The 26,618-nt window shown below is 40.7% G+C and carries 30 protein-coding genes; 4 read left to right on the top strand and 26 right to left on the bottom strand.

Going from position 1 to position 26,618, the window contains the following annotated elements:
• Positions 1 to 127: 127 nt before the first annotated feature.
• Positions 128 to 694 (bottom strand): oligoribonuclease, encoded by a 567-nt coding sequence (gene orn / locus AW165_RS06525; protein WP_000099436.1) that lies wholly within the window; start codon positions 692 to 694, stop codon positions 128 to 130.
• A gap of 125 nt (positions 695 to 819) precedes the next feature.
• Between orn and rsgA the strand changes: the two genes are divergently transcribed.
• The 4 genes from rsgA to secB all read left to right on the top strand — a co-directional run bounded on the left by rsgA (position 820) and on the right by secB (position 3,150).
• On the top strand, positions 820 to 1,881 hold the full coding sequence (rsgA, locus tag AW165_RS06520) for a ribosome small subunit-dependent GTPase A (RefSeq protein WP_005066188.1): 1,062 nt from the start codon (positions 820 to 822) through the stop codon (positions 1,879 to 1,881).
• Positions 1,882 to 1,978: 97 nt separating this feature from the next.
• Entirely contained in the window at positions 1,979 to 2,395 is a 417-nt protein-coding gene (locus tag AW165_RS06515) for a rhodanese-like domain-containing protein (RefSeq protein WP_000443006.1), read from the top strand.
• Positions 2,396 to 2,406: 11 nt separating this feature from the next.
• Positions 2,407 to 2,664 (top strand): glutaredoxin 3, encoded by a 258-nt coding sequence (gene grxC / locus AW165_RS06510; protein WP_002114715.1) that lies wholly within the window; start codon positions 2,407 to 2,409, stop codon positions 2,662 to 2,664.
• 27 nt (positions 2,665 to 2,691) lie between these two features.
• A complete protein-coding gene (gene secB / locus AW165_RS06505) occupies positions 2,692 to 3,150 on the top strand; it encodes a protein-export chaperone SecB (RefSeq protein WP_002115005.1) in 459 nt (152 codons plus the stop codon).
• Positions 3,151 to 3,219: 69 nt separating this feature from the next.
• Here secB and AW165_RS06500 read toward each other — a convergent pair whose 3' ends face one another.
• The 25 genes from AW165_RS06500 to ispG all read right to left on the bottom strand — a co-directional run bounded on the left by AW165_RS06500 (position 3,220) and on the right by ispG (position 26,598).
• The gene (locus AW165_RS06500) at positions 3,220 to 3,876 is read right to left on the bottom strand and encodes a 4'-phosphopantetheinyl transferase family protein (protein ID WP_060465280.1); all 657 of its coding nucleotides are present in this window, start codon (positions 3,874 to 3,876) and stop codon (positions 3,220 to 3,222) included.
• A 23-nt stretch (positions 3,877 to 3,899) separates the two neighbouring features.
• The gene (locus AW165_RS06495; RefSeq protein ID WP_060465279.1) at positions 3,900 to 4,334 is read right to left on the bottom strand and encodes a hypothetical protein; all 435 of its coding nucleotides are present in this window, start codon (positions 4,332 to 4,334) and stop codon (positions 3,900 to 3,902) included.
• 11 nt (positions 4,335 to 4,345) lie between these two features.
• Positions 4,346 to 5,572 carry a beta-ketoacyl-ACP synthase gene (locus AW165_RS06490; RefSeq protein WP_060465278.1) on the bottom strand — a complete coding sequence of 409 codons (1,227 nt, stop codon included), beginning with the start codon at positions 5,570 to 5,572 and terminating at the stop codon, positions 4,346 to 4,348.
• Entirely contained in the window at positions 5,572 to 6,297 is a 726-nt protein-coding gene (locus tag AW165_RS06485) for a 3-ketoacyl-ACP reductase FabG2 (RefSeq protein WP_014208360.1), read from the bottom strand. Before AW165_RS06485 ends, AW165_RS06490 begins: the two co-directional genes overlap by 1 nt.
• Positions 6,298 to 6,320: 23 nt before the next feature.
• Positions 6,321 to 6,746: a 3-hydroxylacyl-ACP dehydratase gene (locus AW165_RS06480; RefSeq protein ID WP_060465277.1), complete on the bottom strand. Its 426-nt coding sequence runs from the start codon at positions 6,744 to 6,746 to the stop codon at positions 6,321 to 6,323.
• Complete coding sequence (locus tag AW165_RS06475; RefSeq protein WP_060465276.1) at positions 6,746 to 7,948, bottom strand: beta-ketoacyl-[acyl-carrier-protein] synthase family protein; 1,203 nt, start codon at positions 7,946 to 7,948, stop codon at positions 6,746 to 6,748. Before AW165_RS06475 ends, AW165_RS06480 begins: the two co-directional genes overlap by 1 nt.
• On the bottom strand, positions 7,945 to 8,490 hold the full coding sequence (locus AW165_RS06470) for a DUF3261 domain-containing protein (protein WP_060465275.1): 546 nt from the start codon (positions 8,488 to 8,490) through the stop codon (positions 7,945 to 7,947). The genes AW165_RS06475 and AW165_RS06470 overlap by 4 nt, the downstream gene beginning before the upstream one ends.
• A gap of 2 nt (positions 8,491 to 8,492) precedes the next feature.
• The gene (locus tag AW165_RS06465) at positions 8,493 to 9,788 is read right to left on the bottom strand and encodes an NAD(P)/FAD-dependent oxidoreductase (RefSeq protein WP_060465274.1); all 1,296 of its coding nucleotides are present in this window, start codon (positions 9,786 to 9,788) and stop codon (positions 8,493 to 8,495) included.
• Between the two features lie 29 nt (positions 9,789 to 9,817).
• Positions 9,818 to 12,133 (bottom strand): MMPL family transporter, encoded by a 2,316-nt coding sequence (locus tag AW165_RS06460; RefSeq protein ID WP_060465273.1) that lies wholly within the window; start codon positions 12,131 to 12,133, stop codon positions 9,818 to 9,820.
• Positions 12,108 to 12,737, bottom strand: a complete 630-nt coding sequence (locus AW165_RS06455) for a LolA family protein (RefSeq protein WP_004794688.1) — start codon at positions 12,735 to 12,737, stop codon at positions 12,108 to 12,110. Before AW165_RS06455 ends, AW165_RS06460 begins: the two co-directional genes overlap by 26 nt.
• Complete coding sequence (locus AW165_RS06450) at positions 12,737 to 13,165, bottom strand: acyl-CoA thioesterase (protein ID WP_000542808.1); 429 nt, start codon at positions 13,163 to 13,165, stop codon at positions 12,737 to 12,739. The genes AW165_RS06455 and AW165_RS06450 overlap by 1 nt, the downstream gene beginning before the upstream one ends.
• A 9-nt stretch (positions 13,166 to 13,174) precedes the next feature.
• Positions 13,175 to 14,710 (bottom strand): HAL/PAL/TAL family ammonia-lyase, encoded by a 1,536-nt coding sequence (locus AW165_RS06445; protein WP_060465272.1) that lies wholly within the window; start codon positions 14,708 to 14,710, stop codon positions 13,175 to 13,177.
• Between the two features lies 1 nt (position 14,711).
• Positions 14,712 to 15,638 carry an acyltransferase gene (locus AW165_RS06440; protein ID WP_060465271.1) on the bottom strand — a complete coding sequence of 309 codons (927 nt, stop codon included), beginning with the start codon at positions 15,636 to 15,638 and terminating at the stop codon, positions 14,712 to 14,714.
• 2 nt (positions 15,639 to 15,640) lie between these two features.
• The gene (locus AW165_RS06435; protein ID WP_060465270.1) at positions 15,641 to 16,381 is read right to left on the bottom strand and encodes a glycosyltransferase family 2 protein; all 741 of its coding nucleotides are present in this window, start codon (positions 16,379 to 16,381) and stop codon (positions 15,641 to 15,643) included.
• A gap of 2 nt (positions 16,382 to 16,383) precedes the next feature.
• Positions 16,384 to 18,042: an AMP-binding protein gene (locus AW165_RS06430; RefSeq protein WP_060465269.1), complete on the bottom strand. Its 1,659-nt coding sequence runs from the start codon at positions 18,040 to 18,042 to the stop codon at positions 16,384 to 16,386.
• Positions 18,043 to 18,051: 9 nt separating this feature from the next.
• Positions 18,052 to 18,606, bottom strand: coding sequence for a septation protein IspZ (locus tag AW165_RS06425; protein ID WP_060465268.1), 555 nt, complete (start codon positions 18,604 to 18,606; stop codon positions 18,052 to 18,054).
• Complete coding sequence (locus tag AW165_RS06420; protein WP_001987856.1) at positions 18,603 to 18,857, bottom strand: acyl carrier protein; 255 nt, start codon at positions 18,855 to 18,857, stop codon at positions 18,603 to 18,605. The genes AW165_RS06425 and AW165_RS06420 overlap by 4 nt, the downstream gene beginning before the upstream one ends.
• 5 nt (positions 18,858 to 18,862) lie before the next feature.
• Entirely contained in the window at positions 18,863 to 19,123 is a 261-nt protein-coding gene (locus AW165_RS06415) for a phosphopantetheine-binding protein (RefSeq protein ID WP_000067033.1), read from the bottom strand.
• Between the two features lies 1 nt (position 19,124).
• Positions 19,125 to 19,928, bottom strand: a complete 804-nt coding sequence (locus AW165_RS06410) for a lysophospholipid acyltransferase family protein (protein ID WP_014208347.1) — start codon at positions 19,926 to 19,928, stop codon at positions 19,125 to 19,127.
• Positions 19,913 to 20,527 (bottom strand): beta-ketoacyl synthase chain length factor, encoded by a 615-nt coding sequence (locus AW165_RS06405; protein WP_060465267.1) that lies wholly within the window; start codon positions 20,525 to 20,527, stop codon positions 19,913 to 19,915. Before AW165_RS06405 ends, AW165_RS06410 begins: the two co-directional genes overlap by 16 nt.
• A gap of 196 nt (positions 20,528 to 20,723) precedes the next feature.
• Positions 20,724 to 22,133, bottom strand: coding sequence for a ribosome biogenesis GTPase Der (gene der / locus AW165_RS06400; RefSeq protein ID WP_005066184.1), 1,410 nt, complete (start codon positions 22,131 to 22,133; stop codon positions 20,724 to 20,726).
• Positions 22,134 to 22,321: 188 nt separating this feature from the next.
• Positions 22,322 to 23,467, bottom strand: a complete 1,146-nt coding sequence (gene bamB, locus AW165_RS06395) for an outer membrane protein assembly factor BamB (RefSeq protein WP_060465266.1) — start codon at positions 23,465 to 23,467, stop codon at positions 22,322 to 22,324.
• Positions 23,467 to 24,165: a YfgM family protein gene (locus tag AW165_RS06390; RefSeq protein ID WP_017398816.1), complete on the bottom strand. Its 699-nt coding sequence runs from the start codon at positions 24,163 to 24,165 to the stop codon at positions 23,467 to 23,469. The genes bamB and AW165_RS06390 overlap by 1 nt, the downstream gene beginning before the upstream one ends.
• Before the next feature lie 28 nt (positions 24,166 to 24,193).
• Positions 24,194 to 25,486, bottom strand: coding sequence for a histidine--tRNA ligase (gene hisS / locus AW165_RS06385; RefSeq protein WP_017385736.1), 1,293 nt, complete (start codon positions 25,484 to 25,486; stop codon positions 24,194 to 24,196).
• Positions 25,483 to 26,598, bottom strand: a complete 1,116-nt coding sequence (gene ispG, locus AW165_RS06380) for a flavodoxin-dependent (E)-4-hydroxy-3-methylbut-2-enyl-diphosphate synthase (RefSeq protein ID WP_002115078.1) — start codon at positions 26,596 to 26,598, stop codon at positions 25,483 to 25,485. The genes hisS and ispG overlap by 4 nt, the downstream gene beginning before the upstream one ends.
• Between the last annotated feature and the right edge of the window lie 20 nt (positions 26,599 to 26,618).

The raw sequence follows: 26,618 nt of genomic DNA, 5'->3' as shown, positions 1-26,618 counted from the left end.
TAAAACATCATTTTAAGCAAAATGAATATGAAAGCCAAATCAGGCGATCGGCATTATTGTAACAATGTCCTTTATGCAATAAAAAAGGAGGCATGAGCCTCCCTTTCATATCACGTCTACAACGTAATCAATCTTTACCATCAGTATTCATAATAAAGAAATATTCGCGGTAATATTTCAACTCTGAAATTGAGTCACGAATATCATCCATTGCCAAATGTGATGCATTTTTTTTCAGACCACTCATAATTTCAGGGCGCCAGCGTTTTGAAAGCTCTTTTACCGTAGATACATCAAGATTACGATAGTGGAAATACTGCTCAAGTTCAGGCATAAGACGGTGTAAGAAACGACGATCCTGACAGATTGAGTTACCGCACATTGGTGAAACTTTTGGATTTACCCATTTTTTTAGGAATTCTAAAGTTTGTAACTCAGCATCACGAGCTGTTAATTTACTGCGACGAACTCGTTCAATCAAACCAGACTGCCCATGTTGACGAGTGTTCCATTCATCCATTGCATTTAAAATACGATCAGGTTGATGAATAGCCAAAACTGGACCTTCGGCAAGTACATTTAAATGATCATCTGTAATAATTGTTGCGATTTCAATAATTTGATCATTATCGGTATCTAATCCGGTCATTTCCAGATCAATCCAAATTAATCGTGTATTTAAAGTACTGCTCATGAATGTACGTTCTAAAATGCCGTAAAAACATCAATAGTAGCAAATTTCTTGCTTCCGCGCTGTAATTCTATAGCTGCTTCATGCTATTTTTGCGGTCTTCAAACAATGGTTTTTTTGGGATATGAATGGCTTTAATTCGTAAGCGTCGTTTAACTGAACAACAGCAACGTCGTATTGAAAAACAGCATAAAACTCGCCAAGAAGAGATCGATACTTCACAGGATCTAGATGGACTCGTTGTACAACACTATGGCCGTCAACTTGAAGTACAGGCCCTCTCTGTACCTGAGCATCACCCAGAAAAACCACAAGTTGCCGAAGGAGAACCAGAACCATTCTGGAAGCCGATCGAGCTCAATAGTGTTTGGCGTTGCCATACTCGAACTAATCTTGAGTTACTTGTAACTGGTGATCGTGTTAAATGGCAGGCAGACCCAAATACAGGTTTAGGCATTATTACAGCCATTCACCCACGCACCTCTTTACTTACCCGCCCTGACCGCTATCACAAAGTTAAACCAGTGGCCGCGAATATCAGTTTGATTGTGATTGTATTTTCACCGCTTCCTGAACCAGCTCCAACGTTAATTGATCGATATTTAGTTGCTTGTGCAGACGCTAATATTCCTGCTCTTTTGGTCCTCAATAAGTCTGATTTACTCACTGAAAATGACCCAATTCTTACCCTATTAGAAGAATATAAAACCTTGGGTTATGAGGTGATGATTTGTCAGTCTAAGAAGGGAGATATCTCTGCTTTATCTGAGCGTTTAGATGGTGAAACCGTAGCATTTGTAGGGCAATCAGGCGTAGGAAAAAGCTCTTTAATTAATGTGCTCATTCCAGATGCAGAGCAAAAAACTAATGTTATTTCTGAAAACTCTGCACTTGGACAACACACGACAACCTCTACGCGCTTAATCAACTTCGGTAAAAATGGTGCCTTAATTGATTCTCCGGGAATTCGTGAGTTTGGGCTTTGGCATCTCGATTTAGAAAAAATTCGTATGGGCTTTCCTGACATTGCCGCACATCTAGGATCTTGCCAATTCCGTAATTGCACACATACTCATGAAAAGAATTGTGGGCTTAAACAGGCCGTTGAAGCGGGTGAAATTTTGCCACGACGTTTAGATAGCTTTTTGCGTTTAATCGACGAGATTCAAGAAGCACAGCAAAAAAACTGATTTTCTGCCCTATTTGCCCTTGAAGTGGTGATTTTGATCACCATCTATATACGCTATACTCTAGGTCAATTTTGTTTTTTAATTTTTTAGGTGACTTGTGGAACGCTGGTTAGAGTTTATGGGGAATCACCCCATTTTGTTTGGTACGCTCGGAGTCTTGATCGTGTTGTTCTTCATTTTTGAAGGTCAACGTAATGGTCGTAAAATTTCTCCACAGTCGCTTGGTATTTTAGTGAAAGCGAAAAATGCTCTTTTGATTGACTTACGCGATAGCAAAGATTTCCGCGAAGGTCACATTAGTGGCAGTCGCAATATTCCGTATAGCCAAATCGCAAGTCATGCTGACGAATTAAAAGCAAGTGACCGTCCACTGGTATTTATTTGCAACTTGGGGCAAGTTGCCGGAAGTGCTTTGCAAAAAGTTGCTCACCACGATAGCTATCGTCTTGATGGTGGTATTAGTAACTGGAAAGCACAAGGCTTACCTCTTGTTAAAAGCAAACCGAAAGCTTAAGGAGAATTATCATGGCTGCAAATGTCATTGTTTACTCAACTTCTGTATGCCCGTATTGTGTTCGTGCTAAACAGTTACTTGAGCGTAAAGGTGTTGCTTATAAAGAAGTAAATCTTTCTGTTGAAGCACCCGAAGTACGTGTTGAATTAATGCAACGCACAAATCATCGTACTGTCCCACAAATTTTCATTAACGATCAGTTTATTGGTGGTTTTGACCAACTTTATGCTTTAGAGCGTGAAGGTAAACTCGACGAATTATTGGCTTAACATCGCATCCATATTAAGGAAAAAACAATGAGCGAAGAACAACAAGTTCAACCACAATTAGCTTTAGAGCGTATTTATACAAAAGATATTTCTTTTGAGGTTCCTGGGGCGCAGGTTTTTACTAAACAATGGCAACCTGAACTTAATATCAATCTTTCTTCTGCTGCAGAAAAGATTGACCCAACTCACTTTGAAGTTTCTTTAAAAGTTGTGGTACAAGCCGATAACGACAACGAAACAGCGTTCATTGTAGATGTAACTCAATCAGGTATTTTCTTGATCGACAACATTGAAGAAGAGCGTTTACCTTATATTTTAGGCGCATACTGCCCAAATATTTTGTTCCCGTTCTTACGTGAAGCTGTAAATGATTTAGTAACTAAAGGTAGCTTCCCACAGTTACTTCTTACTCCAATCAACTTTGATGCAGAGTTTGAAGCGAATATGCAACGTGCTCAAGCTGCTGCTGTTGAAGGTCAAGCTTAATTTTTTAGCTTCTCCTTTTAATAAAAAACCGCGTATTACGCGGTTTTTTTATGTGTGTTATTTAGATTATTAAAGATCAAGTGAGTGAAGCTGAATAGATGGAAACTGAAAACCACGGCAAGATAACTCTGAACGCCATGCTACAGTTAATATCATATTGCCAACAATAAAATTCTGATAAGCAAATGTCCCATTAAGTGGGTGAGAACAGACTCCACCATGATCGGTAGGATGTGCCTGAGTATTTAACGTATTTAAATCTAAACGTATGCCTAATCCTGAAGCTTTTAAAACGGCTTCTTTAATGGTCCAGACTTTGAACCAATATTCTCTATCTTGTTCTAAGCTTAGCCACATTGCATATTCATCAGGATGAAATGCATGTTTTGCTAAAGCGTCTAAGCGTACATTTCGATCCAGTTCCTCAACATCTATGCCAATATCTTTAACATGTTCGCTCATGACTAAAGCGTAGTATTGTTGGCTATGTGAGTGATTAAAATGCAAAGTGTGATTCAATAAATAAGGTTTTCCATGTTCATGCTTGGCAAACTCCAATTCCATTGAATTGAGTTGTAGTTTCTCTGCAATCAGTCGATTTCTGACACTCTGTATTTGTTGTTTTTTATAATGATTAAATGAACGGAAGTCTGGAAAATCTTGTTTAGACTTTAAAAGAAGCTGAGATAATGCCTGTGTATAGACTTCAATTTTCCGCTTAGACATTATCTCAACCTTACTAGAAATTATTAAAATTTAACGACATCGCCTTTTAAAGCAACACCCGCCATCATGGTGCCTTTATAGCAATCGTAAGTTGTCGTACTCGTTGTTTCATTGGCTTTAAAATAGCTCACAATATTGGTAACGGCGTTTGCCCCTTGTGCTTTAGCATTGTTTTGCATTTGGATCAGTGCTGAACGCAAAACCCAGTCACAAGACGTTGCTGCCGACTTACCAAAACCATTGGTCTTTTTATTCGTCACCGCATCTTTTTGAATAATTTTACCGCCAGACTTTGTACCCTTTAAATAAAACTTTACTGAACCATCTAAAGTCCCATCTGCAACTGCACGGTCTACAGCTTCTTTAAAATTCAACTGATGTACTTCATCTCCAGCCTGAACAGTGGCAGTAAAACCCGCACTTAGCATTGCTACAAATAAAAGTTTTTTATTTAACATTGTTGTGTTCCTTATTGTTTAACACGTTTAAAAATAAGCGAAGTATTAATTCCGCCAAAAGCAAAGTTATTGCTCATAATAATGTCAGCATCCAAATTTCTCGGCTGCTGAACGATATAATCTAGTTCACCACATAGCGGGTCGATTTCATCTAGATTTAAAGTTGGAATAAAACGGCCACGATTCATCATTTCGATGCTTAACCAAGCTTCAATAGCCCCACACGCCCCCAGCGTATGTCCAAAATAACTCTTTAAAGAGCTGATTGGTTTATAGCCTAAAACTTTTGCAGTGGCTTGGCTCTCTGCCACATCGCCCTGATCAGTTGAAGTACCATGCGCGTTTACATAGGCAATGTCTTTAGCCTCTACAGATGCATCTTTAAGCGCTAACTCCATACAGCGTCCCATCATTTCTGACTCAGGACGAGTTACATGTTGACCATCGGTATTGCTACCATAACCCATCACTTCTGCATAAATATGAGCACCTCGTGCTTTGGCATGTTCATATTCTTCGAGAATTAAACACCCTGCCCCTTCACCAATCACCAATCCATCTCGTTTAGCATCAAAAGGACGTGGTGTTTTTTCAGGTTGATCATTCATTCCACTGGTCGCGAACAATACATCAAAAACTGCCGCACCTGCCGCACTGAGTTCCTCTGCACCACCCGCAATCATGACCTGTTGTTTGCCATATTTGATTGCTTCATACGCTTGCCCAATTGCCATGGAACCAGAGGTACATGCGCTTGAGGTAGGTAAAGTTAATCCTTTTAGACCAAAATATACAGTCATGTTCACCGCACTGGTGTGGGCCATCATACGAATATAAGTGGTGGCATTAATCTTACTCATGCTCTGGTGAAGCAACATGCTTGCAAACTCACCCACGGCATCTACGCTACCCGCAGAAGACCCAAAGGCAACACCCGCTTCGCCACTAGACAAAATTTCATGCCCGAGCAAACCAGCATTTTGTAAAGCAGTTTCGGCACAAACCACAGACATGAGCGCTACACGCCCCATCCCACGGGTAACCTTACGGTTAAAATGTTTTGGAACATGAAATGTTTCCACAGGCCCAGCAAGTTTGGTCCGAAGGTCAACATATTGCTCCCACTCCGGCATGTAGCGAATACCGCTTTTAGCAGCTTCAAATCGCGCAAAGATGTCATCGGCAGTTTCACCTAAAGAGGTAATGCCTGCCATTCCTGTCACAACTACACGTTTCATCAGATGAGTCCTCCATTTACAGAGATCACCTGTCGAGTTACATACGAGGCTTCATCTGAACACAAGAATTTCACTACGCTCGCCACTTCATCGACCTGTCCCATGCGCTGCAGCGGAATCATTTTAAGCGCATGCTCTTTGACTTCATCTGTCACCATTTCGGTTTCAATCAGTCCAGGAGCTACACAGTTCACAGTAATTTTTCGCTTCGCCAATTCGAGTGCTAAGGCTTTGGTCGCACCAATCAAACCTGCTTTTGCAGCACTATAGTTAACCTGACCACGGTTACCCATAATCCCAGAAACCGAAGATAACGTGACGATACGGCCACCTTTACGTAAATGAATCATTGGCATGATGAGTGGTTTTAAAACATTATAAAAACCATCTAAGGAAGTCGAAATAACTTCATCCCAATCTTGATCAGTTAATGCTGGAAAAGCACCATCATGAGTAAGACCTGCATTTAATACGACACCATAAAAAGCGCCATGCTGCTCTACGTCTTGTTCTAGAATTTGTTGAACTGTCTGGCGCTCATTTACATCAAACATTAGATAATGGCTATTTTGCCCTAAGGCTTGAATCTCTTGTACAACTTGCTCAGCCTCTGCCTGACGTGAACGCGCGTGTACAGTTACATCAAAACCAGCCTTTGCCAGCTGTAATGCAATCGCTTTCCCAATTCCTCGACTTGAACCCGTTACTAAAATTCGTCTTGTCACGATGTATTCCTAATTCTTTGTGGTTATTCAAATGGTGTTTCTGTAGGTTCAAATACACTTAACGTTGCCTGAATGCAGTGCTCAGCATATTGAATTTCACAGGAAAATTGCCCAAGGCCTTCATGAAAATATTGTTGCTCTATTTGAATGATCAATCGTGAACCTAAGGGGAAATAAGGGATGGGTAAATTTAATTTACGTGTTCCCAATAAAAAACCGACTTTTGGTGCTTGTTTTGACTGTTGGCCTTGCCAGCCTGAATAAGCACTAATTGTTTGTGCCATAATTTCAATGCTTGCCCATGTCGGCAATCCTTCCGCTTCACAAAACATGAGCTCTGGTGTAATCGTGAGTTCTGCTTGTGCCCGCCCTTCAGCAACATCCGTTAAATGGTCAATAAATACCATCGGTTGCTCATGAGGAATATATTGAATTGCCTCTAGTTTCATTAGGGTTTTACTCCAAAAACAAGACTAATATTACTTCCCCCAAAAGCGAAAGAATTACTCATGACATAGCGAATGGGTTGTTTTAGTTCAGCATCTTGCACATAGTTTTGGTCAGTCAAATCTGGATCAAACTCAACATTTTGATGTAAAGGCAACCAACTTTGATCTTTTAAAACTTGCTCACAAATAAAAGCTTCGATGGCACCCGCTGCACCGAGACAATGTCCAGTTTTGTGTTTTGTACTACTTAAAGCAACTTGGTAATTACCAAAAACTTGTCTTATAGCCTTAATTTCCATTGCGTCATTTTGTGGAGTTGCTGTTCCGTGCAAGTTGATATAGCTCACCTCCTGAGCGGAAATATGTGCCATATCTAATGCACGTTGCATAGCTAAAGCAGCACCTTTACCTTCAGGATGTGGAGCTGAAATATGCCATGCATCCATGGATTCACCCGCCCCCATTAACATGACAGGTGCTTGTTCTTTACTTAGTACAAAAAACGCAGCAGCTTCACCAATATTAATACCATCACGGCTTACACCGCAGGGTTGGCAAATATGTTCAGATAAACTTTCTAGACTATTAAACCCATTTAGGGTCAACTTGCACAAGGTATCAACGCCACCAACCAGCACAACATCTGCTAAGTCTGCGTGAAGTAATCTCTGCCCTGCCGCTAACGCTTTAGCGCTTGAAGAACAAGCTGTCGAAATCGTATATGCAGGCCCTTCCCATCCTAAGTACTGCTGTAATGCTTTCGCTAAACAGCTCATTTCTTGAGGATAATGTGATATCGATAGATCTATTTGCCCTTGAAAATATTGCTTAAGTAATAATTCATTATCTGCAATACCAGAAGTAGAGGTGCCTACCACAATGGCTAAACGTTTATTTTCAAAGGATGCTGTATAAGCTTTTAACTCTGTTTCGATTTTAGATAATGCGGTTAATGCAAAACGTAGATTACGTGAATCTACACACTGTAAAGCATCGGGTACATGCGAACATAATGGATGCGTATATTGCCCCACCCACACATTACGATTAGCGATTAAATCATCCCGCAAACTCAAGGTTTGCTGCGGCTGTTGTAATGCCTGTTTAATTTGATTAAGTTCGCAGCCTAATGCAGATAAACCAACACTAAATTGTATGCCTACTGCCATTGGAGCTGCATTTTCTGAAGGTAAATGTTTCATGGCGTAGGACTTTCTTCTGTCTGTAATGTGTTCTCAATCGAACTCAGCGTCATGGTATAAGGGACTTGCTCATTAATCAATTCAATGCTTCCTTGCCCCTGTTTAAGCTGCAACACAGGTTGTTTTTCAATATAAATAACTTGCTTATCTGCTTGTTGTTTCATCTCTACAGCTTGCTGCCCTAAATGTGAAAACTGAGGGTATGTCGCAAACAAAAGGTCACGCACCACAAACTCAAAAGGCAATAAACGCATTTGATCAACCCGCTGTTCAACATGAACCCGATGCCCATCAAACTGTAACTTAAATAATTGCTGGCCTGTCAAGCTCAAAGCGACCATATCCAGTACAGCACCCTTTTGCTGTTGATATAACAAGAAGCTAAAACTTTGCTGCTTCCACTGGACCTCAACCTGATCTTGTCTTTGATAAGTCTGAGCCTGCCATAGTGGACTTTGTAGCCCTTTGGCATGTGGCATGATTTGACAACCATTTAAAAATATCAAGCTACTGAGTAATATCGTTGCCCATTTGCGTTGCATGGTTATCCCTCAAGTACCTGTTCTTGCGCCAAGCCTTCACGACAATATTCTGCCAAGGTGGTAAGTCTACGCTTGGCATTTTTATGGATCGGGTTTTGTTCATCCCACGCATAACCTGCCAATAATGAAGAAATCATACGGCGAATGCCTTCATTCTGATTTTGCGAGAACACCACATCTTGGAACTCGCCTTCGTACCATGACTCAACATAGGCACGAAATACTTGAATGCCGCGGCGTAATGGCTTTTCATATTCTTCTAACCAGTCGACTTGTTCACCTTGTAAAATTCGTTCAACCAAAGGAACCGCCAAACTTGAAGATTTAAGAGCAATCGTCACACCTGATGAAAAGACAGGATCCAAAAACTCACCCGCATTACCTAATAGCGCATAGTTGCGGTCTGCCAAGTGTTTTACATTCGCTGAATAACCAACCAAGGTGCGCACTGGTGTATCAAAGTTTGCACGGCGCAAGACATGTGACAAGCTTGGCTCATCAGCCAAAATACGCTTAAACATTGCCTCAGGCTCATTATCTTCAGCATTTTCGACCGTGTATTTGTCAAAAAAGTCTTGTTCTGCCACCACACCGAAAGAAGCTCGTCCATCTGCAAATGGAATCAGCCAATACCATGCGCGATGATCTTTTTCATGGACAGTAATTAAAATTTTATTACGATCAAACTCTGGGTCATCTGTAATTCCATCTTCAATATGGGTAAACAGTGCACGTCGTACTGGAAAATTTGATGGGCTCTCTAAATCTAATAACTTTGGCAAAATTCGCCCAAAGCCACTCGCATCTAATAAGAATTTAGTTTGAATCTGATAACGCTGTTGCTCTTCATCAATTACTGTAAGTACAGGCTGTTCAGATGCAACATCAACATCTAAAACCTCATGCCCAAAGCGTATATCAGCACCATAAGCTTGAGCCTGTTTTGCTAGTAAGTTGTCAAAATCTGCACGGCGAACTTGCCAAGTTGTGCCCGGACCATCCGTAAATTTTTCTGTAAAGTCATAAAAACTACGCTGTTTGCCACGTAGAAAAGCCGCACCATTTTTAAATTGAAAAGCGTATTGTTCAACATGTTCACGGACTGTTTCTAATAAACCAGCTTCTTCTAAAAACGTCATAGACTGCGGTAACAATGACTCACCAATCGAAAAACGAGGGAAATACTGTTTTTCAATGACCGTAACGGTATAGCCCTTTTTTCGAAGAAGTGCAGCAGCAGAACTACCTGATGGCCCAGCCCCAATAATCACGACGTCAATTTTTTCTATAGTGCTCATAGCACAACTTCCTTTTTAATTTATTCAAATTATGAATGGTCTTGTAAATTCACGATATGTTTTTCATCTGCGGGCGTTAACAAAGTCGCATAGATAAACGAGAAAATAACCCCGAATAAAACCGTTAAACCAAAACAATGAATTGCATAAGTATGGCTAAATGAAAGTAATCCAAAGCCAAGTAAAGTCGACATCATACATAAAAATAATGCCATTCCAACGACTTGCGGGTGATCATGTCCATGTCGATAGAATATTGCATAGTCGACACCAATCCCAATAATCAGGAAAGTCGCCATAATACTAAATAGGTTAATCTCGACACCTAACCATGCCTGAACAGCAAAAGTGCTCAGCAAAGCCAAGCTGACTGGCAGGACCAAAGGCACAATCGAACTTAGTCCATAAATAAACGCCAAACCAACTGCCAGACCAATTAAGGCATAAATCAGAAGATGTTGAGCCTGCACTCGATGTTCAGCAAACATTTGTGACATTGCAGTAATCGGTTGCTGGAAATGTATATGCTCATTCTGAAGTTGCTTTAACGCGTCAGGTTGTTTCACCCCTGTCACCATCACTAATCGCTCATTGGCTTGAGGTTGTAAAAAAGCTAAAGGGTGATCTTTAAATACTGAAAAATCTAATAACGGTTGTGCCGCTAGTTGCTGTTGCCACTGTAAAACATCAGTGACATTTAGGCCCATACTTTGTGCATATTGCTGCAAAGTCGCTTTTGGAATATTTCTTAATAGTTGTAGATTATTTTGCTGCTCTGCCAATGGTGGAATCCATTGACCTAAAGCTTGAAATGCACTGATTTTTCCGTTTGTTTGCAACTGTTGTAATTGCCCAATCAGTTGCTGCTCTTGTTGCTGCATTTCATTTGCAGATGCTGCACGTACCACAAAATAATCACTACTTTGCTGCTGGCCAAATTGCTCGCGAACAGCTTGGTCCTGCTGTTTTAAGCTCGCATCCATACCTTGTAAGTTACGAATATCATCGTTACTTTTAAGATAGAAAAGACTTGCCGTACCTACTGCTAAAATGACCGCAATCAAGCCATAACGAATTTTGGCACGCTGTTGAAACCATAACCGTGCTTGTCCAATCCACGATAAAGCTTTTATTGCTGGCTGGGCATTGAGTGCAGGTAATCTTGGTAATAGTAGAACACTACTGATCCACGCCGCAGTTAATCCTACAATTGAAAAGACTGCAATCTGCTTGAACCCAGGAAACGGAGTAAAACTCAAAAAGATGTAAGCAACCAACGTGGTCATTAAGCCCATAAACAAACTTGGTAATAGCGGTTTTAAAATTTGAAAACCACCAAGCGTTCTATGCTGCGATTGCATCGCCATAAAATAAAATGAAAAATCGACACAGACACCAATCAGACTTGCGCCAAAGACCAATGTCATCAGGTGAATTTCACCAAACACCCAATGCGTGACCGCAAACGCCACAAAGCTTCCAGTCGAAACGGCAATAAACTCGGTCGCCAAAGGTCGCAATGATCGAAAGCCGAACCAAACCAGAAAAATTAAGCCTAGTGTCGAGCCAACACCAATAGTTGAGATTTCCTGTTTAGCCGATTGCGTACCAAAATTTGAAAATAAAATAGTTCCAGTCCAATGAGATTTTAATCCCATTGCCGCTAACTTTTGCTTAGTTTGTTCAATCCAAGTAGAGGTCTGTTCTTGATAATCAATATTGTATGGGCTTTGCGTCAACTGTAATACGAAAAGCCGAGAGATACCTTGCTCATGATGAATCGTGGCAAAACCCTGCTCCATTTCAATATCTTGCTGTGACGGGGTTGCCAGCTGCATGGCATAACGAGGGAACAACAGTAACGGGTCTTGCTTAAGTGACTCAGCAGTGACAGGCATGCCTGGACTCATCATCTGCATCAGACTTTGTTCAGTCAGCGCAGCATAATCCTTTTTTTGCAATAAGGCTTGATCTTGAGCACTCAACAAACCTGCTCGATGTTGATATAACTGTTTTGCAAAATGATCAAAATCAAGTTGTGGCTTTAACGGTTGCCACAACTGGCTTTGCTTAGCTTGAGCTTTTAAAAAACGCGTCGCTTGTTGTATCGCAGCTTCATCTTTGGCATCTACAACCACAAATACTTTATTGTTGAGTTGCTCATTCATGTACTGCTGAGTACGTGCAAGTTCTGGGTCTTGCTGAACTTTAGGCAATAACGCAAAAATATTAGTTTGAATATGAATATCTTTATTCAGCCACGTCACGCCAAGCCCCACCGCAATCAGTAGCAGAGCAATTAACCAAAGCGCGGTAAACTTATTTTGCCAGTTGGAAAATCGCATGCTCAGCAGCCGTTAGAGTCGTCGGTTGAGAAGTCTGGTGACTAAAGCGAATGGTCGTTAAATTATTCGCTTTCTCGGTAATCACAATTTGGTTGACGTACTGTTGTCCTTGAGCATCAACACGCACAAATAACTTTTTAAACAAGCTACTTTTCGGAGTTAAGCTCATGCTCCAACCCGCTGGACTATAGTTCGCACTCACTACATTAAAATTCTTTGCTAAGGCCTGTTCATTACCAGACATGAGCTGTAAGAATAAAGTCGCGACCGAACTATATGGCGATTGATCAACTTGTATTTGGCTAAATGTACGCTGAGTTTTCTGTACCAATTTGGTTGGGGTAACGATCAAATCTGCTTGCACAGGTCGTTTGATTTGCCACGCTACACCATAAGATTTTGAGAACAACAAAGATCCGTTCGATACAAAAGTTTTATTCAACGATGGCAATTTTTTTTGTTGTTCGAAATCAGCACGAACCGTAGGAGACTGTGACAATTGCTGAAAAATTTGAGTGATCTGTGTTGGCGCTGCATAGACCGCACTTAAACTGCTCATCCAAACAGCAGCACCTAAACCTAAAGTTTTGATGAATTGAGACATCACGCATTCCTCTTCGGTTGAAACTCAGACCATGCATTCAAGCGATCAAACAAAACCTGTGGCGATTGAAAACACATTTCACGAGCTTCAATATTCACCGCCACCTGTGTGGTATAACCCTTGGTTAAACGTTTCCCTGACTCAGCATCAAAAATCAAATAATCAATTTTCAAACGGTTTTCCCATTCTTTTAAAATGGCCCGAACCCGAATCTTTTGTTCAAACTCAATACCGTATGCATAGCGAACATGGCTTTCAATCACAGGCCATGCATAGCCAGATTCTTTCATCTGCATATAGTTGTAATGAAATTGATCGAGCAATTTGCAGCGCGCAATCTCAAAATATTTTAAATAGTGTCCATGCCAAACCACATTCATGGTATCGACATCATGAAATGGAATTTCAATGATTACATCTGCATGCATTGGCTCACCTTATCCCATAAATTCTGGTTGATTAAACAATTCAAGTTGGTCTAAACGATCAACAATCTGTTGTAATTCGGTTTGTAATGGTCGGTCTTCTTCGACAAATGCAAAGCTTTGTAAGGTCCATTGCATAAATGCCTGCAATGTTGGACTTAACTGCGTAGTTAAACCTTTCAGATGAATCGCCTGCACACTCGCACAGCAAAGAGCTGCAATGACTTGCTGTGTTAAGGTAATTACTCGGCTCGCATCACGCGCAGCAATGGTTCCCATACTGACTTTGTCTTGGTTATGACATTCGGTTGAACGTGAAAAAATTGAAGCTGCCAAAGTATTTTTCAAGGCTTCAGCCGTCCACGCCGACACCCCAATTTGTACCGCTTTAAAACCATGATTCAGTGGTAAACGTTCAGCTGTCGCACCTGTTAAATTACGTGGCAAACCATGATTCATTTTGTGGTCAACCAACTGTGCAATTTGTCTGTCCATCAAATCAGCAATATTGGCAATCATAATTTTTAAGCTATCCATTGCCTGTGCAATATGTCCACCGTAAAAATGACCGCCATGCAATACACGCATCCCTACAGGATCAATCAGTGGATTGTCATTACTTGAATTCAGCTCATTTTCAATGAACTGACGTAACCATACTTTTGAGTCTTCAAACACGCCAATAATATGCGGTGCGCAACGAAGCGAATAACGGTCTTGCAAACGTGGGCTTTGATGTGCTGTTTGTACTTCACTATTCAGCCAGTCACGTAATTGCTTGGCAATCTGTTGCTGTCCCGGATGAGGTTTCTGTGCAAACAGTACTTCATCAAAATGACTAGGATTACCTTCCAAGGCCAAAACATTTAGAGCAGTAATTAAAGTACTAGCAAGTGCTATCTGCTCTGCTTTTTTATAGTTTAGACAAGCAATTGCTGTCATCACCGCTGTGCCGTTCATGAGCGCCAAACCTTCTTTAGGTCTAAGCGTTAAAGGCAGCATATTTTTTTCAGCATACACCTGAGCAACTGGAACAATTTGTCTATCGATATAGACATCACGCTCACCAACTAAAGTTCCCGCAATATAGGACAACGGCGTTAAGTCCCCGCTTGCCCCGACTGAACCTTCAGAGGGAATGACTGGAATTACATTTTCGTTCAGCAACCAAACCAAGCGCTCAAGTAGTGCTATTGATACACCCGAATAACCGCGAGCTAACGAATATAAACGCGTCACCACCACTGCACGTGCAGTGATGACATCTAAATCTTCACCTAAACCACAACCATGAAAGCGTGAAAGATGTAGCGGTAGTTCATTAACCTGATGTAATGGCACTTCAACCAAACATGAGTCACCATAACCCGTGGTCACCCCGTAGATAACCCCTTCTTCTTCAAGGAGCTGATCGAGAAAATCAGCGCCTTTTTGAATCAGTTCACGCCACTCAGACGTTTCTGGTAAAGCAACCTGACATTCGCCCCTTGCTACAGAAACGACATCTTCAATACTCAGTGGTTGTTCACCTACGGTTAACACACGCATGTTATTTCGTCCAAAAATTATAAAAATTAAACCATTGATAAGGGGCACGCAGACAATGCTGTTCTAGTACGGCAACATACGTTTTAGTGATGGTTTGCATACTTTCAATACGGTTAGCACGCGGTAAATTAATTTGCTCGGCAATTGAATGAATATGCACTTGAAACTGCTGTTGTACTCGATAACAAAACACCGCAATAACAGGCACTTTGAGTAAATTTGCTAAAATCCATGCACCCTGCGGGAAAGCTGCTGACTCTCCTAAAAAATCAACATGCTGTACACGATCTGACTGCACAGGCACTCGATCTGCCGCCACAATAACCCATTCACCTTGCTGCATTTTGTCTTGCAATAGCATGGCAGTTTCAATACCCAGCTCATCAACTGATAAAAGACACACATCTGCCTTATCATTTATTTTTTTCAAAAACTCATTAAATTTTGTCGCGTGCTTTTGATAAACCAGCACATTAATTTTCTGTGGATGCTCTGACTTAATTGCCCGAAGCAATTCAATATTGCCAAAGTGAGAAACAACAATTAGAGCGCCTTTTTGATAATGCTCAGAGAAGTTTTCATGTCCAAAAACTTGCAGTTCCTGCTCAGGAATATTACCTAGCCAGCCCTCAATCTTATCTAAAATACATTCACCAAATTGCATGAAATGCGCGTAGCTATTTGTCCAATTTGGTTGGTGGTTAAACGGCGACTGTGATCCAGCAAAATGATGCAGTTTTTGTAAATAGAGTAAAGAAGCCTGTCTTGCTGTGGCTGCAAATAACCAATACCACATAATGACAAAATACATCACCAACTTGCATAACCAACGTCCACCAAAACGATAAAACCACAACATCAGCATAAGGGGCAACATGCCACCTCGCTCTTTAATGTCGTTCCATTTTGGTGAAGCTGAATCTGTCATAATTAACCTTGCAGCTTTTGTTTTAATAGCTTCGGTAAGCGAATCAGCATGCCCATAAACAAGGTTGCATGCGCTTTGCTTAGTCCTAAATTATCTCGCCAAGCATGAAAATGAGAAATACCCTGCTCTGGATAAACCACAGGCGTTGGTACATTAATAAAAGGGGTATTTTCCCATTTTAAACGTACTAAAATTTCACTATCAAAACCCATACGCGGCTGAAATCTAGCACTATTCAATACCTTGATTGTGCTCTCGAGCGGATATATGCGAAAACCACACATGCTATCTTTAATTTCAAAAGATAAGCTATTTAACCACACCCAAAAATGAGTAATGTAACGGCCATATAAGCGCTTTTTAGGAATAGAGGCATCAAAATATGGCTGACCAATTACCATTGCATCGGGATGCTGCCGAGACTGCTCAATAAATTTTGGAATGTCATCCCAGCAGTGTTGACCATCTGAATCGAGTTGTAATGCATGGCTTAAACCAAGCTCATAGGCCGCACGTAGTCCCGTCATAACTGCCTGACCTTTACCCTTATTCACGTCATGCTCAATTAAGTGAATTTGAGAATATTGCTCTGCCAATCCTTTTAAAATTTGGCTACATGCAGCATCACTGCCATCATTGACCAAAACAATCGGTAGATGAAAACTGTCCAGATAAGAAATTAAATCTGCTAAATAATGTGGATGGTTATAAACCGGAACAACAAAACCGTAATTGGTCTTCATTTTTAACCCTCTACTTCCGTTTGCAAAGCAAATAACAATCGCCCTGAAGCCAGAATTTGTTCTGAATCGCGTAGTTCAAAACTCACTTTGTGATCTTTTCGAGAAAACTTGAGTTGTACTACAGCATAAGGGCGAATCAGGTTTTGGAATTTTAACTGCTCATATCCCTGGCACCAGCTCAAATCAGACCAAATTGATTTAGCAAATTGTTGTAAAAAGCCTATTTGCCCAACCCCAGGATAAATGGGTTGTGTTGGGAAATGCCCTTTAAAACAAGCCAACTCAGGTGGAAATTCTAACTCCCAAATGTGATCATCTGAATTTTGAGACTGTGACAGCACCACGGGTTGCAACATAGGCTTAAATAGAGTTTTCAAATAGTTTTTATTGAGTTTGGACTGAGTATTTTGTGGTAATTGACTGAGGAAACGCCATTGACGTGGAATTGCGATCGTTTCCAAGCTGTCTTTCAATTGCTGTTTTAAATGGCTGACAAAAGCGGACTTACCTTGCTGTTGTAATTGCTCACGAGCTTGTTCTGTTAGAACAACAATACAACCCAACATTTGGCGTTGCTCATGTTCAAATACCAATACATGGCATTGCTTTACGACATCTAAAGCTTGAATGCTTTGCTCGATCGCATCTAGACTTAAACGCTTTTCTTCAAGTTTTACAATTCGATCTGTACGCCCCAGCAGCTTAAAGATCTGACATGTTGCATCTGTCCATGCCGCACCGTCACCTGTGGTAATCCAGCTATTCTCAAAGGCATGATTACTCTTGACCATAAGCTGTTGGTCTTCAATACGAATAGCCACATTACTAAATGCAGTCCAAGCATCTTCATCTTTAGCGCGATGGGCAATACCACCAGTTTCCGAACTTCCCAAAACTTCAATAATCGGACGATTTAGTGAAGGACGAACACCACTTTCTAGCTTGCCCCCGGAACTAAAGACCATCTGGCAGTGTTGTAAAATAACATCGGTTGTCCAGCGTTTTAATAAAGCAGGACTTGAGATCAAATAATTGCTTAACCCCATTGTTTCTAATTGTTTTTGGGCTTGTACCACATCTTCAGGGAATGCCATTTGAGGATTATAAAAACTTCGACCTGTAGCAAGTGGTAGTAATAATTTAAACAGTAATCCATAAATATGTTGATGACTAACTGTTGCAATCGCAGTTGCATGTTCATCAAAGCTAAAACTCTGACTCAACCCTTGGACTTCGTTAAGTAATTGTCTAAGTGTTCTTGGAATTTTTTTAGGTTCCCCAGTTGAACCCGAAGTATAAAAATAGAGTTGAGCCTGCTCTAAAAAAGTATCATCTAAGGTTAAAGATAAAGGTACAACTTCTCCAATTTCTTGACGCTTTAAAAAATAAATTTGCTTTGCTGCAAAATCCTGTTCTAATTCACGCACTCGATTGGGTGGCAAAAGTATTTGCTTTTTCGCTAACAAAGCAGCAAAGAATAAAACCAGAAATTCATAACTATCTGCTTCCCATAAAGCCCAAGTTAGATTTTCCATTTGAGCAATTGCAGCAGCTTGTAATGCCACATCTTGCCAAAATTGATTAAAACTGGTCGAGTTTAGAGTACCGTCTATACAAAGTGGCTGAGCTGAATCGATGAATTTCTGAAAGTGGCAATACATAATTTTTAATTAATGATTTGAAGAATGTAAACGCTGATGTCGCTTACGCAAAATAAATTCACCAAGGAAAAAAATGCCCATCAGCACATAAGAAATAAAGCCATTATAAATGACCCAAACCTGAGTTGAGGTAAAAAGCACAGTGCTTAAAGCAATTAGTGCATTACAAAAAAAGAAAACACACCAAACTTTAGTGACCTGTCTGGTCCACTGTACGCCGGAAGCAGGTAAATCAGGTTCAACAAGTCGGGCAAAGCGCTCAATCATAGACGGCGGCTTAATGAGCGTCAGCGCAAAAATAATTAATGCACCTAAACTCATACCCACTGGATATAGCTTTAGCCAAGCATGGTCATGTGACAATAAACTCAGGCTACCGCAAACGATGGCAAAACCCGTTAATGGCCATAATAACGAGTTGCCTTTGCTAAAAAGTCTGACGACACCCAACCCGATGAGTAAAGCACTCACCCAGACAAATTGGCCGTGAGTCAAACTCCAGCCCACAATAAAGGGATACAGCACAAAAAGTGCCGTTATTATCCCTTTAAGAATAAACTTCATTCAGCAGTCATATTCTGAATAACCGTCACCACATCAAGTACGGTTCTCACATTTTTAAAGTCTTCAGGCTTTACTTGCTTGCCTGTTAACTCTTTAATTTTTACAACTAAATCGACCGCATCAATACTGTCTACATCAAGATCAGAATAAAGGTTCGAATCGAGTTGAACAGTCTCCGGTTCAATTTCAAACAAATCTTCCATCCATTCGCGGAGTTTAGTTAGTACTTGCTCTTGAGATAACATCATCATGCTCCTTATGACTTCTGTTGTGCTTCAACTAAAGCAACCAAGCTCTGGATTGACTTAAAATGCTGTTTGGTTTCATCTGATTCTGCATTTAAATGAATGTTGTAACGCTTTTTCAAAGCCAGTCCCAACTCAAGTGCATCAATCGAGTCTAATCCTAAACCTTCTCCAAATAATGGAGCTTCTGTATCAATATCGGCAATAGTAATATCTTCTAGTGCTAGAACATCAATAATCATTTGCTTTAGTTCATCAGCAAGATTGCTCATTTCAAGATAACTCTTCATCAAAAATTTTATAAAAACTACGACTTAACTGACGAACTTGTTTAGGTCCTACTGTTAAATCATCTAACAGATCTGATACTTGCACAGCATCTAATACCTTGACCTCGATATGAAATGGTTGAGATGGTACGTGGTACCATTTTTCATTCTTGGTTAAAGTTGATGGTGTACAAGTAATAATTACTGGGCGAATTGGTACATTTGCACGAATGGCAATATTGGCTGCGCCTCGCTGAAACTCGTTTAGGGTCATCCCTTTTTCAGTGCGCGTTCCTTCCGGAAAAATTAAAAGAGAAGCCGCATTATTTTCTTTTAGACGCTTTACACAGTCTTCAACAAACTGCTGAGAACCTGCATTTAAAATATAACCTGCGCTTTGTACGGGTCCTTTGGTAAATGGGTTCGACCAAAGAGACTGCTTCACGACACAATTAGCCTGCTGCATCATACCAATTAGTACTACAACATCAATCAAAGTCGGATGATTGGCAATCACCAGCTCTTGGCGACTATTTTGTAGTTTTTCCAGCCCCTCTACCGAATAAGTCATGATGCCGAGTTTGACCATCATGTCGGTAAAGCCTTTGAAACTATGTTTAATCACATTTTGCGCACGTTGCTGTCGCTTTTGCGGATCAGAAGTAGTTGCATTGAGTACGGGTGCAATCACTGAGGCAATTGCCATACCACCCAGCCCAAAACTGGCAAAGCTAAAGCCAGTAGCAGCCACACGCCAGCAATAATTACTTTTTTGCTTGAGATTTTTAAGATTTAGCATTTGTTCCACCCAAATGCAGATGTTAACTGGTCAGCATCCTGCCAAAAATGAGCAAAAGCAGGAGCATCTGCTTCATCTATATGCGTCCACGCAGTAATTTGTAAATTAGGTTGCTCTAAAGTAACAACAGTAGCCATCGCATAGGCAGGAAAATTGATTGCCTCAGCATAAATATTAGGTAATGGCTCATCATAAGCGACGACTAAGACCCGCTTAATCTCAGGCATTGACTTTAAAAGTGCATAAGCCTCAATCAAACCTTCAGTCCATGAACAGCTTAAGCTGGTAGAGGGAGTATCATCCTGACATAAAATCGAGTAGAGACCAGAAATTGCATTATGAACAGATGTTGAAAATTGTGTTGGCGATGGAGTTTGATCATTTAAAACGTCTTGCAAGATATTTAACGTTTTTGCCTCATCACCATATTTTGATACCCAAACAATATAATCAGCCTTATTACTTTCTAATGCACCGATCGCACTATTTAAAGCAAGTTTAGCCAATGGTGATAAACGTCTACGCTGCATAGCTGGGATGCAGTCGAGAGCCGCATAGGAAGGCTGAGCATGTGTAAATATAAGCTGAGCAAGATGTAATGTTACCATGCTAAAAAATGAACCCTAAGCCGCGTTATTCTGTCGAAATATAAATTATTTTATAAAGATGCTGATTATAGCATTCGTTATAAAATTTACAAAAAATTACGTTTATCACTCACACTTTTTCATAACTCTTCGGAGTAGCTCATTTATTTGCAAAAAAAACCCAAAGAAAACTTTGGGTTTTTGAACAGTAAAAAACTTAACGGTTAAATTTTTTCTCTGCTTTCTTAAATTTCTGAATATAACGACGGCGACGTGCAGCAGTACGTTCATCAACCTGACTTTTACGACCTTCAAACGGGTTTTCAGAAGTTTTAAAGTCAATACGAACTGGCGTACCTTCAAGTTTATATACTTTACGGAATACGTTTTCCAAGTAACGACGATAATCAGCAGGTGTCTTATCAACCTTATTACCGTGGATCACAATAGTTGGTGGGTTCTGTCCACCCATATGCGCATAACGCATTTTAATACGACGACCGCTAATCATTGGCGGTTGATGAGCTTCTGTCGCATCACTCAAAATTTGAGTCAATTTAGCTGGTGATACTTTTAAGTTCGCAGACTCATAAGCACGGTGGATAGAAGGATATAAATCACCTACCCCAGTTCCATGTAAAGCAGAAATTAAATGGATTTTTGCCCATGGAATAAAGTCAAAACGACGCTCAACATCAAGCTTACATTGCTTGCGGTCATATTCAGACATGTTATCCCATTTGTTGATGGCAATAACCATGGCACGACCAGCTTCAAGCGCATAGCCAATTAAATGCAAGTCTTGCTCAACAATACCTTCACGCGCATCGACTACAACTACGACAACATGTGCATCTTTCATTGCTTGCAAAGTTTTAACAATTGAGAACTTCTCAATCATTTCATCAACCTTACCTTTACGACGCACACCTGCTGTATCAATTAAAGTGTATTTACGGCCTTCACGCTCAAAAGGAATGTAAATCGAGTCACGAGTTGTACCTGGTTGGTCAAATGCCACTACACGGTCTTCACCAAGCAAACGGTTGACCAGTGTTGACTTACCAACGTTAGGACGACCAATAATTGCTAAACGTAAGCCAGTATCTTTGTCATGTTCTTCAGGATTTTCATCTTCTGGAACTTCCGCAAGTACATCTTCCAGCATTTGCTGTACACCACGACCATGGCTAGCGGCAACTTGTAATGGTTCACCCATACCAAGTTTGTAGAATTCAACCAAAGCTGCTTCGGCATGAACACCATCTACCTTGTTCGCAACAAGATAAATTTTCTTACCTAAAGTACGTAGTTCACGAGCAATTTGCTCATCAGAAGCTAACAACCCAGCACGAGCATCAACCACAAAAATAATAATATCTGCTTCGTTGATCGCTGTTTTTGACTGCTCGGCCATGTAGTTATCAATACCGCCTTCGCTCTCACCGATACCACCAGTATCAACAACAATGAAAGACTTATTTTGATAAGTCGCATCACCATATTTACGGTCACGAGTCAGACCCGCGAAGTCGGCTACAAGTGCATCACGACTCTTGGTAATCTGGTTAAATAACGTTGATTTTCCGACATTCGGACGACCAATGAGCGCAATAACGGGTTTCATACAATAACCTTAATTCAAGACCAGCCATATCTCATGGCATGAGCATTAGAAACAATACAGGAGATATATTTTAAGGTCAGATATGACCATAATAAAAGACGGGGCTTTGAACTGATTTAATTCAAACACCCCGATATTTTTTAACAGCGTAATTTGTTAAGCGGCTATTTTAGCACAAGCAAACGAAATTAACGATTCTGCCAAATACTTAAATCGCCTTTTCTGGTCGAAACGTAAAGTTGGTTCTCAAGAACACGTAATGTATTGACCTCACCACTTGTTTTTGAACGACCAATCAACTTACCTGTTGCAGGATCAACAAGATGTAATACGCCATCTAAATCACCAACAATAAGATCCGATCCCAACACAACAGGGTTACTTAAATGACGGTTTAATAAACTATCATTTTGCCAAACTTGTTCGCCTGTCGTTAAATCATAAGCAGTTAACTTACCATCAGTTGATGAAACAAATACTTTATTGTCATAAACTTCTGGACGCTTCGTGCTGCTTGAGTCTTCACTCCAAACTACACGTTGCGAAGCTAGATCAGTTACAGTCACTTGCCCTTGGAAACTAGTCGTTACCATAAACTGTCCAGCAACAGTAGGATCACCATCGATATCAATCAAACGTTGAATATCAGAACGGCCTTCACTTACTGCAACACGGCGTTGGAACCGTGGAATACCACTAATCGTATCAATTGCATAAACATACGCATTCGCAGATGCGATTAATACAGTACGCGGGTCAAGACTCACCGGTGAGGCCTGACCACGTAAACTAAATTGGACATTTGGTAATTTATAAGCCCAAACTTGTTGGCCTGAACCAGCATCATGCGCAAATACAGTACCGTCGTTTGCAATGGTAATAACGCGTCCAGACTGAACTAAAGAAGGACTTAATAGTGCACCAGATAACTGCGCAGTCCACTTTTGTTCACCTGTTGCCTGATCTAAAGCAAAAAGTTGACCTTTACTATTACCAACAACAACAATTCCTTCAGCAGCTTCAACACCAGAGCTCAAGCCTAATTTGCTGACTTTTTTCTCCCAAAGACGTTGCTTACCACGATATGCAGCGACTTCACCTTTTGGGTCAAGCGTAAAGACCACGCCCTCACTTGCATCAAGCTGCAAACGTAACGGATCTGCCTTATCAGTAGAAGAAACACTGCGCGAAAACACGGGTACTAGAGTCTTTTTCGACTCAGTCAATTTCGGTAGTGGATTTGGTTTTGCTTCTTTTACTTTGTTGCTAGAACATCCCACCAGTACAGCTGATGCGATTGCAATTGCCAAAGGCAGTTTGAATTTCTGATTCATTAAGACTCTTCCACCTGTGTTTCCAAAATTGGGCGCTCAATCTGTGGATCTTCAACTAAAACGCCAACACTTTCGAGTTTAATTTGTAAAATTTGTCGTTCTTGTTTACGTTCCAGTAACGAATCCCATGCTGCCTGATACGCTTTTTTAGCAGAATCAATATCTTTCTTGGCAACAAAGATATCACCACGTAACTCTTCTACTGTTGCTTTAAATGCAGGATCGACGTTACCAGACAAGGTTTTTAGTGCTTCATCATATTTGTTTTGCGCCAATTGTGCATCTGCTAAACGCAATTTTACAACCTGAATCAAACCTTCATCTTTTACTTTTGAATTTTCGACTTTCTTCAATGCTTTTTCAGCAGCAGCATAGTCTTGTTTTTCATAGGCTAATTTTGCTAATACAAACTGAGTCTGTATCGCCTGAACAGAATCGATATCATCTTTTACGATTTTATCTGCCGATGCAGTGACCGAAGTTAAAGCATTAGGATTATCAGCACTTGCATTTGCCTCATCCATTAACTGCTGTACTTTTGCAGTTTCTGTCTGGCTGCTCGCAAGATTTCTTTTTTGCCAATATTCCCACCCAAAAAAGGCAATCAATGCAATGAGAATCCCGCTAATCATGGCAGAACCATATTTTTTGGCGAACGACTTTAAGCTGTCGAATTGTTCTTCATCACTTACACTCATGTGATTGTCCTTTTCCAGATGTTTCAGTTTATTTTGTAAATTTTTCGATTAAGAATGGTACAAGCTCAGCCAGCGCAACTTGTGACTGCTCAGCTGTTGCTAACTCTTTGATAGCAAGCTGCTGTGCTTCCCATTCACGCTCACCTAAAATCATGGCGTAAACAGCCCCAGCCTGATCAGCTTTTTTCATCTGACTCTTCATACTGCCTTGTGAACCTGTTTTGATTCGAATACTGCTATTTGCAGCTTCTAACTGGTCACGCAATTGCTCCGCTAAAATCAAAGCTTTAGTTTGATAAGCAGGTTCTGCAACCAAGAAGACTTCACAATCACGTATAACTTGAGCCTGTTCAACCTGCTCAAGTAGAAGCAATAAACGCTCCATACCCATCGCAAAACCAACAGCAGGTACAGATTGATCGGCCTTACCTTTTAGCTGACCAACTAAACCGTCGTAGCGACCGCCAGCACATACAGTACCTTGCGAACCAAGTGCAGTTGTTGTCCATTCAAAAACGGTTTTGTTGTAATAGTCTAGACCACGCACCAATTTTTGATTAATGACAAATTGGATGCCAGCAGCAGTCAAATAATCTTGTAACTGCTTAAAATGATCCAAGCTTTCTTCTTTCAAGAAGTCATGTAATTTCGGTGCATTTTCTAAAATTTTCTGAGTAGATTCAATTTTAGAATCCAAAATACGTAATGGATTCGTTGTTAAACGACGCTGTGAGTCTTCATCCAACGCATCTTTATGCTCGTTTAAAAACGCAACTAAAGCATTACGATACTCTGTACGCTCATCAGTTTCGCCCAAAGTATTTAACTCAAGCTGAACCTTATCAGCAACGCCCATACGTTTCCATAAACGAGCGGTCAACATAATCAATTCAGCATCAATATCAGGAGTCGCAACACCGAAAGTTTCCACGCCAAACTGGTGGAACTGGCGGTAACGTCCTTTTTGTGGCTTCTCATAACGGAACATAGGTCCCATATACCACACACGTGGCGTAGCACCGCGCAACAAATTATGTTCAACCAATGCACGAACACAACCTGCTGTACCTTCCGGGCGTAAAGTTAATGACTCTGGTGGATTGCCTTTGTCAAAAAAGGTATACATTTCTTTTTCAACAATATCGGTAGCATCACCAATAGCACGTTTAAACAAACCCGTTTGTTCAACGATCGGCAAACGAATTTGTTGATATCCATAAGCATCCATTAAAGATGCTAAATGTTGCTCGAGACGTCTCCACGCTACTGTTTGCGTTGGCAAGATGTCATTAAAACCTTTGATTGCGACGATTGAACTCATGATGAACTACGAATAATTTCTTTAGATTTAGCTTCTTCAAGCTCTTGGACACGTTGACGAACCATAGTTTCGATTTCATCAACCAATTGATCGGTATCGATTAAATGGCTTTTTTCACCATTACGATAAACCAATGAGCGAGGCGCAGCCCCAACAACCCCGATGTCAGCTTCTTTTGCTTCACCTGGGCCGTTTACTTTACAACCAATTACCGACACATCCATTGGAGTACGAATATCTTCTAAACGCTCTTCCAATGCTTGCATTACCTGAATAACATTAAATTCTTGGCGAGAGCAACTTGGGCAAGCAATAAAGTTAATCCCGTTAGAGCGAAGCCCAAGTGATTTTAAGATATCAAAACCAATCTTGATTTCATCTTCCGGTTCGGCGGCAAGCGAAATACGCATCGTATCGCCAATACCTTCCATCAACAATCCACCAAGAGCAATCGCTGACTTCACAGTACCTGTACGGTAAATACCAGCTTCAGTCACACCAAGATGTAATGGGTTATCAATTTGCTTTGAAAGTAAACGATAAGCATCCATGGTTAAAAACACATTTGAGGCTTTTACGCTGACTTTAAATTCATGGAAGTTGAGACGATCTAAAATATCAATATGACGTAGTGCTGATTCAAGCAGCGCCTCACCTGTAGGCTCGCCATATTTCTTTTGTAAATCTTTTTCTAAAGAACCCGCATTGACCCCAATACGCATAGAAATGCCATGATGACGCGCCGCAGCAACGACTTCACGCACTTTCTGGTCTGAGCCAATATTACCTGGGTTAATACGTAAACAGTCTGCACCATAGTCTGCAACTGCCAGAGCAATTCTATGGTCAAAGTGAATATCAGCCACCAATGGAACTGAAACACGTTTACGGATCGCACCAAATGCCTCAGCAGCCTCCATAGATGGGACCGAAACACGCATAATATCAGCACCTGCATCAACGCAACGCTCAATTTGAGCAACAGTTGCATCGACATCGCAAGTTTCGGTATTTGTCATACTTTGCACACTAATAGGTGCATCGCCACCGACATAAACCGAACCAACACGGATTTTACGTGTTGGTCGACGTTTAATTGGGTTCTCTATCATTGTATCGCTCAACTCATGGT

It is taken from the genome of Acinetobacter sp. LMB-5 (assembly GCF_001541635.1).
In the GTDB taxonomy this organism is placed as follows: Bacteria; Pseudomonadota; Gammaproteobacteria; order Pseudomonadales; family Moraxellaceae; genus Acinetobacter; species Acinetobacter pittii.
The sequence above is the reverse complement of the archived record's forward strand: the minus strand, read 5'-3'. Positions and strand labels throughout refer to the sequence as shown.